15 protein-coding genes are annotated in these 17,032 nt (G+C 38.6%); 1 reads left to right on the top strand and 14 read right to left on the bottom strand.

Features of this window, described 5'->3' with window-relative positions:
* Positions 1 to 43 precede the first annotated feature (43 nt).
* The 14 genes from WC819_01035 to WC819_00970 all read right to left on the bottom strand — a co-directional run bounded on the left by WC819_01035 (position 44) and on the right by WC819_00970 (position 16,207).
* A complete protein-coding gene (locus WC819_01035) occupies positions 44 to 673 on the bottom strand; it encodes a hypothetical protein (protein ID MFA5985916.1) in 630 nt (209 codons plus the stop codon).
* 99 nt (positions 674 to 772) lie between these two features.
* Positions 773 to 2,050, bottom strand: coding sequence for an oligosaccharide flippase family protein (locus WC819_01030; GenBank protein ID MFA5985915.1), 1,278 nt, complete (start codon positions 2,048 to 2,050; stop codon positions 773 to 775).
* An 18-nt stretch (positions 2,051 to 2,068) separates the two neighbouring features.
* A complete protein-coding gene (locus tag WC819_01025; GenBank protein ID MFA5985914.1) occupies positions 2,069 to 2,866 on the bottom strand; it encodes a hypothetical protein in 798 nt (265 codons plus the stop codon).
* A gap of 85 nt (positions 2,867 to 2,951) precedes the next feature.
* Positions 2,952 to 3,314, bottom strand: coding sequence for a carboxypeptidase regulatory-like domain-containing protein (locus WC819_01020; GenBank protein ID MFA5985913.1), 363 nt, complete (start codon positions 3,312 to 3,314; stop codon positions 2,952 to 2,954).
* Between the two features lie 192 nt (positions 3,315 to 3,506).
* Positions 3,507 to 5,132, bottom strand: coding sequence for a hypothetical protein (locus WC819_01015; protein ID MFA5985912.1), 1,626 nt, complete (start codon positions 5,130 to 5,132; stop codon positions 3,507 to 3,509).
* Positions 5,125 to 5,988 carry a hypothetical protein gene (locus WC819_01010; GenBank protein ID MFA5985911.1) on the bottom strand — a complete coding sequence of 288 codons (864 nt, stop codon included), beginning with the start codon at positions 5,986 to 5,988 and terminating at the stop codon, positions 5,125 to 5,127. Before WC819_01010 ends, WC819_01015 begins: the two co-directional genes overlap by 8 nt.
* A gap of 15 nt (positions 5,989 to 6,003) precedes the next feature.
* A complete protein-coding gene (locus WC819_01005) occupies positions 6,004 to 8,481 on the bottom strand; it encodes a hypothetical protein (protein ID MFA5985910.1) in 2,478 nt (825 codons plus the stop codon).
* A 92-nt stretch (positions 8,482 to 8,573) separates the two neighbouring features.
* The gene (locus tag WC819_01000; GenBank protein ID MFA5985909.1) at positions 8,574 to 9,719 is read right to left on the bottom strand and encodes a polysaccharide pyruvyl transferase family protein; all 1,146 of its coding nucleotides are present in this window, start codon (positions 9,717 to 9,719) and stop codon (positions 8,574 to 8,576) included.
* A 56-nt stretch (positions 9,720 to 9,775) separates the two neighbouring features.
* Positions 9,776 to 10,588, bottom strand: a complete 813-nt coding sequence (locus WC819_00995) for a glycosyltransferase (GenBank protein MFA5985908.1) — start codon at positions 10,586 to 10,588, stop codon at positions 9,776 to 9,778.
* The gene (locus WC819_00990) at positions 10,578 to 11,525 is read right to left on the bottom strand and encodes a glycosyltransferase family 2 protein (GenBank protein ID MFA5985907.1); all 948 of its coding nucleotides are present in this window, start codon (positions 11,523 to 11,525) and stop codon (positions 10,578 to 10,580) included. Before WC819_00990 ends, WC819_00995 begins: the two co-directional genes overlap by 11 nt.
* Positions 11,515 to 13,218, bottom strand: coding sequence for a hypothetical protein (locus tag WC819_00985; protein MFA5985906.1), 1,704 nt, complete (start codon positions 13,216 to 13,218; stop codon positions 11,515 to 11,517). Before WC819_00985 ends, WC819_00990 begins: the two co-directional genes overlap by 11 nt.
* A gap of 146 nt (positions 13,219 to 13,364) precedes the next feature.
* Positions 13,365 to 14,504, bottom strand: a complete 1,140-nt coding sequence (locus WC819_00980; protein ID MFA5985905.1) for a 1-deoxy-D-xylulose-5-phosphate reductoisomerase — start codon at positions 14,502 to 14,504, stop codon at positions 13,365 to 13,367.
* 17 nt (positions 14,505 to 14,521) lie between these two features.
* On the bottom strand, positions 14,522 to 15,457 hold the full coding sequence (locus WC819_00975; GenBank protein ID MFA5985904.1) for a hypothetical protein: 936 nt from the start codon (positions 15,455 to 15,457) through the stop codon (positions 14,522 to 14,524).
* Between the two features lie 15 nt (positions 15,458 to 15,472).
* Positions 15,473 to 16,207 carry an exonuclease domain-containing protein gene (locus WC819_00970; protein ID MFA5985903.1) on the bottom strand — a complete coding sequence of 245 codons (735 nt, stop codon included), beginning with the start codon at positions 16,205 to 16,207 and terminating at the stop codon, positions 15,473 to 15,475.
* A 156-nt stretch (positions 16,208 to 16,363) separates the two neighbouring features.
* Here WC819_00970 and WC819_00965 point away from each other — a divergent pair, with 156 nt between their 5' ends.
* Entirely contained in the window at positions 16,364 to 17,029 is a 666-nt protein-coding gene (locus WC819_00965; protein MFA5985902.1) for a response regulator transcription factor, read from the top strand.
* The last annotated feature ends 3 nt before the right edge of the window (positions 17,030 to 17,032 follow it).

Below are 17,032 nucleotides of genomic sequence, written 5' to 3'. Positions count from 1 at the left end.
AGAAAAACCGTTGACATGAACACATGTCAACGGTTTGGCCCTATCATTCTAATGATTCTCTATACGCACTTTCCACATCGGGTGGAAGTTTTTTGCGCATATACATCACCATGCCACGTTTGAAATGAACGGGTTTCCCTTTCATCTCTTTGCGCATTTTACGTGCTTTGACACAGAGATCAAAAAAGTTTTGACACGTATAGTTGATATACGCGAGCAAGACGTCTTCGAGATTCAGTGTCACAATATTGCACAGACGATCGGCATTCACATCACGTGCAAGATGTTTTGCGAGCAAGAAGATCACACGCGCCTTTCGTGATGAAGCACTTAGGATCTGTAAGCGTTCATCAAGTAGTTGATAGATATCAACATGTGGATCAAATTGCGCGATGGCATCTTTCCACAAATGAAACTTTTCTGCCACATTCTCACATGATCGCATAATAATGAACGGGTTGTTGTTTATGAATGCACACGGATCAGCAAACCCCAAGCGCACCAAATGATCATATCGTTTTTGCACAGTGACGAGATCACACAAGGTCGGCGCATATTTTTCCAAATAGCGCACGCTTCCCGGCGATATCCCCAACTCATCGATCAAATACATCCGCCGATCCTCGATTTCTTCTTTTGAAACAGATACTCTATTCCCAAAAAGTTTCATCATGTTCTCCCCTCATAAATGATATGATCCGATATTTTATGATTATCAAAAAACAACATTTCATTATACGGAAATATCGCTCTGATGTCAACCGCCATTCTCTTACGCCATACTGATCGATCTTTTCCAAAAATATCCGCAACTTATGACATTGGCGATTCCAAGAGAGATGAGGATGATAAAAAAGAACTGGATAAAATTTGTTCCAAAAAACCAAAGGAATATGATTTCTCCTAAAGAAATGATCGTTATGACCACCAGAATACCTTTGTACTTCAAAGAAATAAAATACTGGACAAAGATATTGAGCGTGCTCAAAAAAAGTGCCAGTAGCCCAAATTTAGCCAGATACGGAGCAATATCCAAATATTCATGACCGAACAATAAACCGATGACGATCTCCGGAAATATGTAAAAAATGAGCACACTCACACCGGCGATCAACAGATTTGCGACCATGATCAATAAAAAATAACGATTCTTCTTCTTGACATCCTTTTCTGCCGTCAGCAGAGGAACGACAATGGCAGAAAGACTGCTCACAGCAAAAAAAATGATCTTTGAAAGGACAAAAAGTCCGCCGTATCTTCCTGCATCTATAGCACTAAAATGATGTTTGGCGATCAGTGTATCTACATTAGAAAAAATAGCAATGGCAATGATCCCCATGATCACAGGATAAGAATATGTAAATGCTTTTATCATACCCTTTTTATCCATGGGCAAGATTTTCACATTATTTTTTCCTATACTTTTTGCACGAGAAAATTTGGAAGAGACAAAATACATATTGATCAATGTGCCAAGCGCAAAACCAATAGTGATCCCCAAAAATCCACCGACGATGCCCAGTCCCAAAGCCATCAGAGACAAACCCAAAACAAATTTTGACACCCCGTTTGTCACTGTGCTCACATTTGACTCAAAAAATTTATGCCACCCATTGAGGAGGCTACCATCAATACCCTGAAAGATCGTGAGATACAGAGTGATCCACAAAAGGACAAAGGCGATCGTGGAATCGATGTGAAAAAATGATTTCAAAAAAGGCGTGATCAAAAAAAGGATTGGCAAGATCAAGACACCCGGAAATAAAAACAAATTCCGTAGTTCCATTCGCAAGATAAGACTTTTTTCTTCGGCATGATCATGCTTGTATTCTGCCATGGTCCTGGTCAAAAGCGCGATCAGTATCGTGATCGGGATAAGAGCGATATTTTGCAACGAGATCAATGTCTGCAATGACCCATAATCGGCAACTTCCAAAATCCTCGCGGCAAAGAGATGAAATCCATACGCCAAAACACTGACCACGACACTACTAACAAAAAATACAGATCCGCTCTTGATTATTTTTTTGCTCTCGCTGATCCAACTCATGAATATTTCTATTAACGTCTATTGCAAAACCCACTGATTCATCTCATCGTCAAATTCGTAAATTGTCATATTCTTTGTGTTTTTGTATATGTCCTCCCCTTGCTTCACGATGTTTTTGTCAAAATCATCCGGATCTTCCTGGATGTATGCCAATGTCTTGATGACAGGGATGTCCCCGCTCCATTCAGACACACGAATGAGCCACAGATGTGCATCATAGGGTGCCTCCTCCATAAATGAACCCTCTGTCTCATACTCCACATAAAGGTCCGCATCATTGACAAAGTAAAAATTTTCCACCTGCCACACGTCGTGTGGTGCTTGTTCCAAAGCCAGTGAATTGATATTCTCCTTGATATAGCTCATGAGTTTCCTTCTTGTGTAGAGGGCATTCTTGTCAGATTCTGCACCGATACACTTTACCTTCTTTGCATAGATCTCACCGTTTTTCAACTTATACCCATCGATTTGCACATTTCTACCCACAAAAAAGAATAGCGAGTATCGCTCATCGGTAATAAAGTTTTTTGTACCATCCTCACTTGTGAGTGTGCTATGTGCCTCGTCATAGGACAATTTCTCTTTACCGAGAAATTTTTCATACTGATTGGCACCGGTCATGTCGGGAAATTCGATCCAATCGCCATTTTCACATTGTGCCGGCATCGTGTCCTCAAATGTATCAACCGTATCCTCCGTCTGTCCCAACTTATAGAGATGATCTCGAAAACCAAAAGTTCCCACGGCAATGATCGCCGCTCCCAAAAAAATAAAGATGTATTTGTCTTGGAGATATTTTTTTTTGAAATTACGCATGTATGTATTATAAAACTTTTTTACTCCCAAGTAAAACAAAAAGTGTCTAACCTAAGTGAGACACTTTTTTCAAAATTCGAATGAATTACATTTTTTGAAGATATAAATTCTGTCGATCCTTTCCGTCCACCTTTATAGTTTTGGAGACGGTATCTTTTCGGATATCCTTTGGATTTCTATATCCTTCCACTCGTACTTTTACTTTATACGTTCCTTCTGTGAGATCAGAAAAATGGTATTTACCGCGTAAATTCGTCTTGTCAGAATCCTTTAACTTTCCACTTTTTTTGTAAAGCTTCACTTTAGCATGCGCTAAAGGAACTAAAGTTTGGTATTCTTTGACATACCCGAGTAAACTATTATCCTCTCCATAATTGGCAGAAACAGCCGGCACGATTGCCGATAGGCCGAAAATGCTGATTAAAGAAATGACGATATACTTTTTCATAAAATTATCTTCTTTAATTAATAACAATAATAATGACCTTATTAGGACACCTTCTTAAAGCTAATGCTATTGTAGCACCCATTGCATAATCTGTCAAGTGCCTACCCCGTGGAAATAACCCCTCGATCATGCTCCTGCCGACATCAGTTGAAAGAGGCTAAAAACCGCCAAAAAAGCTTGTATTTAAGGCATTTATTCCGATTTAGCTCCCGTATCCACACGATAGATGATCAGTGCATCGTTTTCCATGACTTTTTGCACACCGATGGCATCACCCATCCATACATATGTTTGCCAATCCTCCACTTTTGCCACTATGATGGTTTCGATGCCCAGAGAAACCATATCACCATGAAAATCAGCACCCTCCCCCGCACCCAAAACATATCGCTGGATCGTCTGCGTTTGTGCATCGGTAAAATTGGAATATACGCCACCAAACTCCACATTGTTGCCACTGATCACATTTTTGCCAAAATACGCCTTGGCGGGATTGGTGATATTTTTTCCGGCGAAATCAAACTTCATATATGAATGCCACGGCAAAAACAATATTTTACCATCGCTCTGTTGCGATTGCAGATACACTCTCGCCGACTGCCACGCCAAAGGGAAATCATGCGGTGTAAAATATTCATGCATCCCTCGGATCACAGAAAAAGAAAAAATGACCGGCAAAATGGCACACAACACACCAACGCCCCATCGATATTTTTTTACTTTATCTATATCGAGAATGTATTTTATGCCCCACGCGCCCAAAAATGCATATACCACAACCATGATCACAACCCATTTTTGCGGCTCACGCAATCCGATATAAAATGGCACATGCTGATACAGCCATAACACCCACGGTTTGACTAGCGGTGACGCCACCCCAATTGCCAACACAAAAGCAAGCAGAAAAAGAAACACGAAAGGTTTCACAAAAATACTTTTGCGCCATAGTCGCACCAGGCCAAAAAAGACCAAAAAAATAATACAAACAAACGCAGGAAACCATAGCATATTATCCTGCACAGAGACAAAACGATCCTGATACTCACCCCAATACCCCTGGAGAGATAAGACCGTCATATAGACAGAATAACCCCCGATCTTCCGCGTCTTGAACGCTTCCACATCATCCTGCGTGAAATTGACCACCTTGCTCGCCCATGTGTCACCCTCTGCAAAAGAGGCAAAGATCCAGTTGCCATTCACAGCAAAAACGATCGTCCAAAACATCACCGTCATCGTGATGATCCTTTTCCAATCCTTCTTTCGGGCATATGCCACTATGCTCAACACCACAAACACGCTCGCAACGAAAAAGATGCTATGTGCGAAAAACGAAATAGCCAGCGCCCCCGCCAAAGCAGAATAGATCAATTTTTTCACGTCATTACCCTCTTCTATCGATTCTTTGAACCATGCCCAAAACCAGAAAAAAGAGACAATCCCCGCCCCGATCAACATCGTCTGTTCCAGCATGCGCGCATAAAAGAACGGATTGAAGATCAAAAATAGTCCGGCAAAATATTGTGCGAAGATATTGCGCGTGTTTTTTGCCAGACGAAATCCCGCAACACCGGTCAATGTGATCATTGCAAAAAGTAATACTCTCTGAAACACCTCAAATGTCATGACAATCGCCAAAATATCACAAATACTCCACCCCAACGGTTTGGACCAGACAATATCCGACCATGCGATGAATGGTCGGATCGTCCAATCCAATGCAAAAATATATCCGCGCGTAAACGATGGATAGATCAGGATGATCGCAATAACAGAAAATACGACCCAATAATACTTTTTGAAAAAATTATTCATCTGATTTCTTATTTTTATGCAAGTACGAAAAACTTCTCACCCATTTTCTCGGAGAATTTGGCGCTTTCCTCCCAAAGACCCGCAAACTCACAATCACAGCGATAAATGCAAAAACAAAAAGTATCCCAAAATACGATGCCGTGGCCAAATCTTTTTGCGAAAAAATAATAGAGATGACAGCCAAAATACAGAAAAAGATACTTGTGGAAAATAAAAACTTTATTACGTTTTTTGGAAAAATTACAGCTATAGCACATATGATCCAAAAAACAATCACTATCAATGACCAATTGAAAAACACCACCGCAATCTCAAGAAATAGAAAAGATATGAGTAATATATACATCATTTTCTTTCTTTTCATACGCTTTTCTTCTTCGCTCAGTATCTCCACAGCCCCTTCAAAAACCCATTCCCCATCCTCTTTTTTTATATGAGAACTTTTAAATACCTCCTCTACCCTATTCACATCTTCCTGATATGCAATCTTTTTTTCTTTTTTAAAATCCACTATTTGCAAAACCACGGTCATGACTATTAGAAAATATGCTTGCGTAGCTGCGATTTCAGCAAAAGCATCTTGTTGAAAAAAGAGAAGCGTAAAACAAACACTCAAAAAGATCAAAGCCCCGATGCCAAGAATTTTATTTTCCCATCCATAGAAAAGAAAGGCCAAAAATACAATCCAGTTCAGACTGGCAACAAAACCTAGATTCCAAAAAATTAAAAATGCTAAAACAAGAAGAAGCGCACTTCTACTTTTTTTCTCAAAAAAATCAGAAAGAACTTTAACAAAAATCCTGACGATATTTTTTCCTATGCTACTAAAAATATTCTTATTTTTTACTTGATCCATATTTTTTATACAAATTTACTCTTCATGAATCTCAACGTGATATACCTCCGATTCATTTGAGCGAATAAGCTTGAGGTATTCTGAGCCAACCCAGGAATCGTTTTCTTCATAAAATAATGATTGAGGAACAGCAGAAAGAGACTCCACCAGAAGAGGATCGCCATCGTCACTTTCCTTTTTTACACCCAGAAAATAGTTACCTTTTGTAGCAAAATCATAATCTGCATAAAAATATGAAAAATTTTCTTTATTCTTTACATTTGTATTTTGATCCATTCTTTTTAATTCAACTTCTTTCCCAGATAGAGTTACAAAAATCTTATTTTCTGATGTTGATGCTTTTAAAATCAACCGATGTTTTCCGACATCTTTAATCTTAAAAGAAAATTTTATTTGAAAATTTTTATCAACAATGCCAATAAACTGGGGCGAGCTGAGATTAATCATATCCGTAACAGGCCTTCCAAAAAAGTTATATGAGTTGTCACCCAGAAGAGCTTCCAAAGAAAGTGGCATATTTGTATAAAATGTACTCGGCATAAGACCTTTGGTGAAAGGTAGCAAATCAGAATCTGGATACACATGAGAAATAGAATCATTTTTCAACACCAGCAAGTTATAATACGAACTCTCCAAGCTATCTGTTACAAGAATTTTCGCTTTTTCTCCCTGGAGAAATTTTTTTTCTTGAAGAGGAAAATAAAGTGTATTTTCATCTATCTCTGACAATTTTAAATATTGAAAAATCTTTTCAGAAGAAACGTCCAGCATAATACTATTGTCATATTTTTTTTCAATATTCCTTTTGTATAAATCAAAATATTCTCCAGTATAGACTCTTTGATATAATAAACTATCATTAAGTTTTTGGTCTAACTTATTATCAATCTCTGGCAAATAAACATTCCCATAAGTTTTAGATACTGTATGTGGATTAATTATATATTTTACATTCATTCCTGAATTTAAAACATTCTCCCAAGATGTAGAATCATCCAAAATTGCCTGATAAACCAAGAATGCTCTAATCCTATTTTCTGTCTTAGCACCAGTTCCATAGTAAAAAGTTGGGGAATCTAAATAATATATTAAAAACTTATCAATAAAATTATAATTTTTATCATCAATCTGCATATCCCTACCACTCTCAAATGTTGGTAAAATAAATCCTACGCCAAGATCTTCATGAATAATACTTTTTATCTTTTTTAAATCTGATGGAATCCTCATCGGGCTCAAAAATCCACCATAATTACCGCTAGCAAGAAATGTTCTATGATCAACGTCAATTATAAAAGGCATTCCTACACTGAGAAATATTGCGATTATCACAAAACCATAGCCAAATTTATTTTTCAAAAAAGCAAAAGAAAATGTGGCTAAAATTGGAGTTATATAAAACAAAATAAATTCAAAACGATGTGGGAATCTCAATATTTGAATTGTTGTTCCTACAATTTTTTTAACTATATTTACACCCCAAGATGAGAACTGAGATAGATAAATCATAAAATCCGATCCTATGCTATGAAAAGAAAATTCCTGCAAATAACCGATCGACATCCATATTGCAATAGTGAGAACAAAATACGAAAAAATAATAAATTTTTTGGATTTTTGTGAATTTATTTCTCTAGTAAAAGCTAGGGGTAATAACAAAATTAAGAAAAAGAGTATTTTACTATAGCGTGGCAAATCTGTTAGATATTTACCATGCAAAAACATATCAACTGGGGCAGCTATGTCCAAAGAAAAAATATGGGTTAAGGATGTTGATGTATTAAAAATGAACATGAAATTAACTGCAATTGAAGTAGTAATATCAGAATCAGTATTATTTATCACATAAAGAATAAATATTACATATGGAAACAAACTGATGAGCATTAATACACTAAAATATTTTGTAAACTTAATTGTCTCTCCCTTGAAATTATCGTTCATCAAAAATATAAACGACACAACCAAAGAAAAAACAATGTAATAAAGAATGTGGTAATGAATCGCGGGATTAAAAAGGACCAAAATCGAAATCCAGATGGAAGATTTCAAAGAAAATTTATCACGAAAGAAAAATTCTCTGATGGTCATAGAGATTGCCAAAGCAAACAAGCTAAAGCCAAATATTAAAGTATAAAAATGAGTTACCTTTGAATAAAGTAATATGAGATAAATAAAAAATGATGTCAGGAAAGAAGTTGTCATGATGAAATTGGAGTTTTTTTTGAATATCTCCTTTTCAATCATGTACACAGAGATAAAGAACAGGAAGGCCGAAATACTATTCAATATAATGAGAGCAAAAGGAAGTACAATCCAATATCTCATCCACGACGTCCAAAAAGAATATGCTACTCGTATTTCATCTGTCATCGTGAGATAGGACTCTCCACCCTTGATTTGATCAAGAAATTGACTTTTAAAATCAAAAAAAGGAACTAGCTCTTCGCGCACAATCACAGATTCACCACTCATAAGAGATGGTAAATTCATAACAATATCCCGAAAGATAAATAAATGAACGACAAAAATGAAAAGGAAGATCAAAATAAGACAAACTGAAGATTTGTTCGTAATTATCTTTTTTATTTCTCTAATTTTTTCCACAGGTCTTTCTCGCATTGAAATTCTTTAGCGTATAAACGATTGCCTAATTCAATCAAAAAATCAATATTTTTTTCTCGATTAGAAATCAGTGCATCAAAATTCTTTACCAATAAATCACAAGAAAAGTTTTCAATTTGCACTGAATATGGATATGAATATTCTTTAATTATTCTAGAGCACTTAGTATCATATTCTATAGCAAGAAACGGCGTCGCTGTAGATATGGCCATCAGCAAAGAATGAAATCGCATACCAACAAAAAAATCAAGTCCTTTTAAAGTCTCTGCCAACTTATCAATCTGCACATGATGAATTAGCTCATAATTTTTGTTTTTTAAATAGGGTAATATATCTCTCTCAATAAAAACCAAGTCATTATTTTTATCAAGTAAGTGTTGAAAAGGAATAAACACCACAAAAAAACCTCTTTCCAAAATATTATTAACAAAATCTCTTAGTTCCTTGAGATAGCTTTCTCTATCAACCCAATCTGGGATATTAAAAAGAACATTGACCCCAACCCTATTTGGTACATTCATAGGAAGATTTTCAGCACGATGGTCATGCCATTTTTCATTTATGAATAAACCATCCTCACCCAACCCTATTTTTTTTATATTAATTTTCAGTTCATCCTTTGCAAAATTATATGAATCAGCATCTCGAAAAATCGTAAAATCACAAAATATTAATGATATTTTAACAATTAATTTTCCAACTATAGTTTGCAAAGAGCCAATGCCAATGTTTAAATTATATATGGTCTTCCCCACAACCTTTGCAAAAAAATTAAAAAACATCATCCTGATGATCACTGCATATCGAGATCTTGAAGTTGAGCTGTAGAGTTCTTTTAAGATCGTGCCACCACCATAACAAACAACATCGACCTCTTTCAATATTTTTAACCAATCCAAAAAAGAAGTTCCATAGGTTTCTTTCATGTGAACAACCTTGGCTATTTCTTCAGGCACATTAGCCGAAACAGCTACATTAGTATAAATTTTTTTAAATCCAAGATTGCGGAATAAAAATACGTAATTATACATCAACAAGTCATCACCAATGTTCGTATGACCGTAACTACCCAATATAAGTACTGCCTTTTCTTTATTTTTTTTCATAAATTTCAAATTAAATTAAAATATGGATTCATTTGTTCAAAATTTTCTTCAACATTTTATCTTTTTAAAAAATTAAAAATCCAAAAAACAAATTTTGATGGTAGCCATTGAGCCAACCATGTTCCCCAGTAAAAAATTTGACCTTTAAAAGTCATCGCGTAGCCATATTCTGAAATGGCTTTCTTTCTGATTTTTAGCGTACTCCTAATCATTCTTTTTTGACTTGTAAACATACTATTTTTTGCATGAACCCTGTACTTTACCAAATCTTTCTGTATGTTATGTAATTTAAATTTGCCTCCAATGCGCACCCACATATCCAAATCCTCAGCGTTACGATATTCATCATTATATAATCCAACCTCATTAAAACATTTTTTCCTGACTATAACTGTGTTTTGTCCGAAAGGATTGCAGAAAAAAAATGATTTTTTTATTGCATCATGATTTTCAGGAAATTTTTTGTATCCAATCAACTGTGATTTTTCATTTATCATCTCAAAGTTAGACCCACAAACGCCACAATCTGGATTTTTGAGCATATAATCAACTTGGATTTTTAACCTTTCCGGAAAAGCAATATCATCACTATCTAAAAAAGCTATGAGATCACACTTTGAAAGGCTAACTCCTTTATTGCGACAGTAGACTATGTGTTGATTTCTTTCATTTTTAAACGCTCTTATCCGATCATCTTTACATGCATATTTTTGAATAATCTCCCACGAATTGTCCGTACTTCCATCATCAATAATGATAAATTCAAAGTCACAAAATGTCTGTTGCAATATACTGTCAATTGCCTCATCAAGAAAACGGGCACAATTGTAATTTGGCATCACAACGGATACTTGTGGATTATTCATCATAATTCAATCGTTCTCTAATTACATACAATGGTCGCTCTTTTTGTTGATCATGGATCCGTCCGATGTACTCTCCGATCAGCCACATCAAGATGAACTGCACACCAATAAAGATGTATACCAAGATCACCAACCATTTATAGAGTGGATATGGTGTGTCTTTGATGAGAAAATCATATGCGACATAAAGGAACATCATGCATCCCGTCATAATCACAAAACCGCCGACATATGATGCAATTTTGAGCGGAAACATAGAAAATCCCGTAAAACCATCCATGGCAAATTTGATCATTTTTTTCCATGTATACGCTGTTTCTCCATTGATCCTGTTTGGTCGATCAAAGTCCACATAGCAATTTCTAAATCCCACCCATGCAACCATACCACGTAAATAGCGATATTTTTCACGACATTTTTTCAATTCGTTCAAAACCTTTTTATCGATCAGGCGAAAGTCACCCACATTACGCGGAATATCCACATCAGATACATTGTTGAGAAGTGCATAATACATTTTTGCCGTCAATTTTTTGAGAAAACCATCTTTTCTATTTCGTCTTCGTGCATATACAATTTCACATCCATGATGCCACTTCACCAACATATCCATAATAAGCTCCGGGGGATCTTGCATGTCCGCATCCATAGAAATAATGGCATCACCGGTAGCTATATCATAGCCTGCCGTAAGTGCAATCTGATGACCAAAATTACGACTAAAACAAATACCGCGCACGCTCGCATCATTAAGTGCCAATTTCTGGATCTCTTGCCATGTCTTATCACGACTACCATCATTGACAAAGATCATTTCCACATCATACTGTGATGCATTTGCGAAAATGTTTTTCAAACGTGCATAAAAAAGTGGAATATTTTTTTCCTCATTATATGCAGGAACCACGACGGAGATCTTTTGCGTCATATTATTTTCCATAATTTTGATCTACTAAATCAAGTATAACATGACCACCCATAAAAGTGCTACTATCTTTTCCATTTTTCTTTACTTTGATGAAAACATTTTTTGCACTCGTGACAGGTCGCACTTCGATCTTTCCAGAATTTTGCCGGGGTTTACCTGAGTCGTCCGCGAAGACCTCCATCCATTTTTTTCCATCTGTAGAAAGAGCGATACTGATATTTTTGTGAAAGGATATATTTGCCAGCGTCAAACGATCAATATTTTTTCCATTCATACCAACCTTGTATACGACATAAGCGTCATCATCCACAAATGAAATGTTTTTCCACTTATCTACAGAAATATTGTTTTGTGCATCGATGTCCAATATCTTGTTGCCATTTGTCGTGTCCCATTGATACTCTGCGCGCTTTTTCCCTTTCCCGAGATCATATAGCGTCTCTCCAAAGGAAAGAGCGACATTGTCCACCTTGATCACTCCGGCAGTGTACACGATGAAATAGAGATCGTTTGTTTTTACAAAAGTCTTGTCTGCGCCACGTTGCATCCACCCATCACCGTCCGGATACGCACGATCATCTCCTGCTTGCCCGACAACGAGGTTATGATCCTTGTTCAATTTTACACCGGCATTATTGATCCCGATCCAATATTTTTTCCCTTTTTCCAATTGTGCAAATAGCGGAATAAATGTCGTGGCGGATGTGACCTCGCCGGAATTAAAGGTTTTTACTGCAATCTTTTTGTCGGAGATCGTTTTTGTCGTTTCATCAAATTCTCGCAATTCCACAGTATACTCACCGATCCCGCCGTCACCTTTTTTGACCAAAGCAAAAGACACACCGGTCACAGTATCCGCCTTCGCGATAAACGATTGTCCCACAAGCGTTCCCTTGACTGCCAATGCATCCGCAGTGGCACTGTGTACTGTTTGTTTTGCTCCGATGTTTTTTTGACGGCCATCACCGATTGCTGTGACTTTGATAGAGGCGAGATCTTCTTGCTTATCGATATTGAGAGGTATTACCTTGATATCATCAATGAAAACATCTTTGAGTGCATCACCGGCGATCGAAAGATCCACATGCGTTGCATCCACAGGAGAACGAAAGTTGTATTCGTAATAACTGAATTCGTTTTTTTGATTGGCGACGATGCCGACGGTAGCAACAGGCAAAGACTGATCGTCATTCGACAAAAGAATATCGAAATTTCCACCTTGCGTGCTGGAGATCCACAAGCCCAATTTATAATATTGGTCTTTTTGCGTAACCACATAACTCTTCAGACGCACCGAACTCGCCTGCTTACCATCTCTTTTGATATACAGGCTATTTTTCCCGCTGTGCGATCGGTCTTTTGATAATTTTACTACGGCATTTTTTACCGCAATATTTTTAGGCGATCCATATGTCGCTAATTCAAAAGTAGAATCCGTCGTGCCTTGCACTTCTTTATTAAATTCATCCATATTGTCTCTTTGTGCGGAAATGATCACGAAAGGATCATTAGCTTTTGATGCAGTTTTTTGCTGAGAAGAATTTTCTGCATTATTGCTGTCCTTATGCCACAAATAGAGTTCGTTGGTCACAAAAATGACCAACACAAAAAACACGATGACGTAATAAACGACCGGGATTTTTTTGCTTAAAATGGACACTTTTTGCCACATTCTCGTGATAAAATCGACAACTTTTGTACTCATAATCACATTATTTTATTGAAATTAACTGTCTATTATAACAAAAAACAGCCCTCTTGTCAAGAGTGCCTGTCCAATCGAAAAAACCCTATTGTGTGCCACGAAGACCTCCTCCTTAAAGAAAGTGCCCGCTGATCAGATCTCAAAACTCATTCGCCGTGCAAAAATTTTTGTGCCATATGTGTCGCATCACTGATCGCTTGCTCAATATCCTCCAATGTCGGCGCGAGCACAACATCATGCGCATCCATCACCTTTTTGATCATACGTGGAATATCGAGATACGTACATCTGCCGGCGAGAAATTCTGCCACCATATAATCATTTGCCGCATTCATCGCCGCAGGCATTGTGCCACGCTTGTCCATCGCATCAAATGCATACCCCAAACATGGGAAACGCTCCGGATCCGGCTCGGCAAATGTGTATGCACGATCAAAGTTATGCTGTTTTACCGCACGTCCCCATCGCTCAGGATAACTGAGCGCATATTGGATCGGCAAGCGCATATCCGGCTCCGAGATCTGCGCCATGATCGACCCGTCAGTATATTCGATCATTGAGTGGATCAGGCTTTCCGGATGGATCACGACACGAATGTTTTTTGGCGCGACATCATAGAGCCACATCGCTTCGATCACCTCAAACCCCTTGTTCATGAGTGTTGCGCTGTCGATCGTGATCTTTTGTCCCATGTTCCATGTCTTGTGCCCCAATGCATCCGTGATCGACACATGCTGTAATTCCTCTTTTGTTTTGTCGCACAACGCACCGCCGGAACAGGTGACCACAAGCGATGCGATATCGTTTTTACGTTCGCCATTCAAACATTGAAAAAGCGCGCTATGCTCCGAATCGATCGGCATGATGCGCGCATGATATTTTTTGGCTTCTCGCATGACGATCTCACCGGCGGCGACAAGTGTTTCCTTGTTGGCGAGTGCGATGTCTTTGCCCGCGCGGATCGCATCGATCGTTGCACGGATGATCGTAAGCCCGACTGTTGCGGAGATAAACGTATCATATCCATCCATACCGGCAATTTTTTGCAACATGGCGGGACCGGTCAGCACTTCTCGGTGGATCTTTTTTTGTAATTTTTGCGCTTTTTCCTCATCAGCCACACCGATCACTTCCGGCTGAAATTCCTGGATCTGTTCATAGAGCAAGTCCGTATTGCCATGTGCCGTCAAGGCAAAAACATGCAACTTATCCGGATACTTTCGCACGACATCAAGCGTCTGTGTACCGATCGATCCCGTACTCCCCATGAGTGCAATCTTTTTCATATGCAATCAATAAATAATTATTGTTTTTTTGCAGTGATTTCCCCACTTATTTTGATATATCCGTTGAAAAGATCTATGCTTGTCGTACCACTGAGAGCGCCACCATCCCCTTTGGTTGCATGCAAAAGCATCGTGCCGTTGATTTGCCCTCGTCCGAACGCCACATTCATTTGCCCTTTCTCTTTAACATCGTGATATGTAAATGATGCCGATGTGATCTTGTCTGTAAATTTTGGGATAAAATCATAAACAAACGGCATCGATGAAACATTTTCACCCGCTACAGGCGTCAACGTTCCCGTGTCCGCACTTTTTGCGGCAAGAGTAAAACTGATTGCATCCTTTTCCCCCTCCAGCGCATTGATCTTTGCCTCATCATAACCGATTGGCGCCGTGCCCAATTCATGAAAGATCATTACTTTGGTCACAGTCATCTCTCCGTGCCATGTTCCATTCAACTCATCGATCGTAGGATACACACCGATCCCAAAACGTTGCGCGAGATAGTCTTGATATCGTTGTTCCCCATCCTCTCCATAATAATATTTCTTTGCCCCTGTGATGAGATCTACCATCGGGATCTCCGTATCCGTAAGGACACTATCACGCTGTGAGATGCGCGTACGTCCCGTATCCGCCATCATTTTTTTGACAAATGTGCCGATCATCACGAGCTTTTCCCCATATGTATGCTCTTTCAACAACTCCGGCGCACGCGATACGTCAAGAAGCGCCGCCTCCTCGCTTGCAGTGATCAATCTCCGCACCTCGTCTTCATGCAATATACCCTCTTGTACTTGTGCTTGCACAAACTGTTCTGTCATTGCATCTTTTTCCTCAGCGGCACGTGCGTTTTGCTCTGCCAGATCATTTTTTGGGGAGAAGACACTCGCACAACCGGACAAAACGAATCCCATGATGATCACCGTGCCGATCGTATAATATTTTTTCATAGATATTTCCACATGTTAACGGATGTATTTTTTCAATGTAAAGATCCAATCTTCCTCCAGCGCACCATTTGCCGCATCAGATTCTTTCTGTCCGAGAAGCCACGAGAGGTACCCATGATCTTTGCGTGCAACATCTGCGATCAATTCCCCATTATACTTACCAAAATTAAATCGTTTGATTAATGTCGGTTGCGAGGAAATATGCACCATTTTTTGGATCACCGCATCGTGCGCGTCATTTGCACACATCTTATCATACATCCGCTCAAAAAGCGCAACCAACACCTTCACATCACCAAGCGCGCTGTGGGCACACGCATCATCCAAATCGATCCCCAGATAATACCGCAAATATTGCAAACGATATGCAGGAATATCTCCTTTGACATCTAATTCCTGCGCGATTTTGAACGTGTCGATAAATTTGTTGACCGCCAATCCTTCACGCGCGAGCATGCCCATATCAAACGATGCATTGTGCGCGACAAAGATCGTATCCTCTTTTGCAAGAATTTTTTCAAGTTCTTTGTAAAAAGATGATCCGACAAATTTTTCTTTTCCTTCCAGATGCTTATTGGTGATATGCGTTATTTCCATTGACCGTATGCTCATCGCACGCCCGGGATGGAAAAGCGATTCATTTTCTGTGTCATTATACACATAGGCGACCTGTACCAGTCGATCTTCTTCTTCGAGACCCGTCGTCTCGACATCCAAAAAAAGCAAATTATGCAATTGATCCTTTCCCATGACAGAATTATTAGCTGTTTATACTTTTTTATTATACAACACTCTGCACAAAAAACACGTTTTTACAAAAACACCCCACAAATCAAACATTTGACATTTTATAAAATATGTGCTATAATAGCCTTTAAAACGTAAACAGGTAATTAACTGATCTCTATGAAAATTCTCCTCGCAGAAGATGAAAAAGATATCGCAACATTTGTCAAAAAAGGACTAGAATCAGAGCTTTTTACTGTCGATGTTGCGGAAAATGGCTCACAGGGCGAACGCATGGCGCGTGCAAATGCCTATGATATCGTCATCCTCGACCATAATCTTCCGGAAAAAAATGGGATCGATATTTGTGACACTTTGCGCAAAAACGGCAAAAATATGCCAATCGTCATGCTCACAGCAGAGAAAGAGGTGGCAAAAAAAGTACAGGCCTTTCAGTGTGGCGCGAACGACTATATGACAAAACCTTTTGCCATCGAAGAATTGATCGCACGCATCCACGTGCTTTTGCGCGACCATCCGCATAGCAGTGGCACTGTACTCACGCACAGAGATCTGGAGATCGATCTCGACAAATTTATCGCAAAACGATCCGAGAAATCTCTTGATCTGCGTAAAAAAGAACTGGCTCTTCTCGAATATTTCATGCGTAATATCGGCGCAATTCTCACGCGAAGCATGATCCTCGAACATGTATGGGATACCAATGCTGATCCTTTTACCAACACTGTTGAAGTCCATGTTCGCAGACTGCGACAAAAATTAAATGCCGAGGATACGGAGCACTATATCGAAACGATCCGCGGAATCGGCTATAGGTTAAATTAAAAT

Source organism: Parcubacteria group bacterium (genome assembly GCA_041660065.1).
Classification (GTDB): domain Bacteria; phylum Patescibacteriota; class Minisyncoccia; order Moranbacterales.
This window is presented reverse-complemented; position numbering and strand designations above follow the sequence as displayed.

Excerpts from the sequence above, each read along its gene's own strand:
- WC819_01015 (MFA5985912.1), bottom strand. The coding sequence starts at position 5,132 with ATGAATAATTTTTTCAAAAAGTATTATTGGGTCGTATTTTCTGTTATT.
- WC819_01025 (MFA5985914.1), bottom strand. The coding sequence starts at position 2,866 with ATGCGTAATTTCAAAAAAAAATATCTCCAAGACAAATACATCTTTATT.
- WC819_00980 (MFA5985905.1), bottom strand. The coding sequence starts at position 14,504 with ATGAAAAAGATTGCACTCATGGGGAGTACGGGATCGATCGGTACACAG.
- WC819_00985 (MFA5985906.1), bottom strand. The coding sequence starts at position 13,218 with ATGAGTACAAAAGTTGTCGATTTTATCACGAGAATGTGGCAAAAAGTG.
- WC819_00975 (MFA5985904.1), bottom strand. The coding sequence starts at position 15,457 with ATGAAAAAATATTATACGATCGGCACGGTGATCATCATGGGATTCGTT.
- WC819_01030 (MFA5985915.1), bottom strand. The coding sequence starts at position 2,050 with ATGAGTTGGATCAGCGAGAGCAAAAAAATAATCAAGAGCGGATCTGTA.
- WC819_01005 (MFA5985910.1), bottom strand. The coding sequence starts at position 8,481 with ATGAATTTACCATCTCTTATGAGTGGTGAATCTGTGATTGTGCGCGAA.
- WC819_01010 (MFA5985911.1), bottom strand. The coding sequence starts at position 5,988 with ATGGATCAAGTAAAAAATAAGAATATTTTTAGTAGCATAGGAAAAAAT.
- WC819_00965 (MFA5985902.1), top strand. The coding sequence starts at position 16,364 with ATGAAAATTCTCCTCGCAGAAGATGAAAAAGATATCGCAACATTTGTC.
- WC819_01000 (MFA5985909.1), bottom strand. The coding sequence starts at position 9,719 with ATGAAAAAAAATAAAGAAAAGGCAGTACTTATATTGGGTAGTTACGGT.
- WC819_01020 (MFA5985913.1), bottom strand. The coding sequence starts at position 3,314 with ATGAAAAAGTATATCGTCATTTCTTTAATCAGCATTTTCGGCCTATCG.
- WC819_00995 (MFA5985908.1), bottom strand. The coding sequence starts at position 10,588 with ATGATGAATAATCCACAAGTATCCGTTGTGATGCCAAATTACAATTGT.
- WC819_00970 (MFA5985903.1), bottom strand. The coding sequence starts at position 16,207 with ATGGGAAAGGATCAATTGCATAATTTGCTTTTTTTGGATGTCGAGACG.
- WC819_00990 (MFA5985907.1), bottom strand. The coding sequence starts at position 11,525 with ATGGAAAATAATATGACGCAAAAGATCTCCGTCGTGGTTCCTGCATAT.
- WC819_01035 (MFA5985916.1), bottom strand. The coding sequence starts at position 673 with ATGATGAAACTTTTTGGGAATAGAGTATCTGTTTCAAAAGAAGAAATC.